The organism is Clostridium algoriphilum, from assembly GCF_020443705.1.
Lineage (GTDB): Bacteria > Bacillota > Clostridia > Clostridiales > Clostridiaceae > Clostridium_AD > Clostridium_AD algoriphilum.
In genome coordinates, this window is record NZ_JAIZZK010000103.1 from 1 (window position 1) to 1,057 (window position 1,057).

Below are 1,057 nucleotides of genomic sequence, written 5' to 3' on the forward strand. Positions count from 1 at the left end.
TATACCGTTGTAAACAGTAGGGTTTTAGACCATAACATGAATCTTACAAAAACATATATTTCACAGTTCGTATATTATTCAATGAGGTGGTTATTGTTATTTTGTTAAAATTAAGGTAGTAATACTATTACCCCTCTTTTGGGGACTAGTTTTTAAATGCAAAGGTAATTAGGAACCCTTCTTACGCCTTTGCATTTTTTATTTATTGGTATTAATTGCAACTAATTTACAAATCAATTAGTTGCAATAACATGAAGCTCTAAAACGTTAAGTAAGAAGGCTGATTTAGCTATGCATGAAGTTAAGCGCAAGGGTGGAAATGGATATAGAATATATTCCTTGGAAATGAAAGAAGTAGAATAAAGAAGAGAGTTTAAAAAATTATAATGAAAGGGTGTACTGGGGGTACCCCCCTCTCTCCATATTTGTATCTCCTTTACGCTTTGGTTATTGATTTTATATATAACATAAATATATAAATTTTAAAAAATATTGGAAAACCATTTTAATTCAAATGTTTTTTTTTGAATATTGTACAAATGTGCAAATAAGGATTGAAATTTTTTTTATAAAGTTCGTTATATATCATTTTATTACAATTGTATGTAGAGAAAAGGGATGTGGTGAATGTGGCACTATTGAACGTAAATTAGTGTTTGTACTTCCCGACGATATTACATGTGACCCTGAGGAATTAGATGTTCGTGTTGCAGCAAATTATATATATCCATGTGAGGACAAATAAATAGATAGCTATAAAATAACTTATAAAGTAGAAAAATGAAAAATGAAAAAAGGTAATTGTAGGTAAGAAATAAAATTTACCTCTAATTATTAAAATATGGCATTTTTAAAAACTAATAAGAATACATTATATTATTAATTTTTTTAAGGAGGATTATTATGACCTATTCATCATCTAACATATTACCTAACATATTTTCTAATTTAACTATCCAAGAGTTTAATAATGAACTAGAAAATCATAAAAAACTTATTATTGGAAAGATAGCAAAGATAGTAAGTGAGAATAAAGAAGAAACTTTCCTAAGCAATG

The 1,057-nt window shown here is 27.1% G+C and carries 1 protein-coding gene; it reads left to right on the top strand.

Translation table 11 applies throughout. The features are described from left to right. The first annotated feature begins 514 nt into the window (after positions 1-514). Complete coding sequence (locus LGK95_RS22085; protein ID WP_226127053.1) at positions 515-745, top strand: hypothetical protein; 231 nt, start codon at positions 515-517, stop codon at positions 743-745. Positions 746-1,057 lie beyond the last annotated feature (312 nt).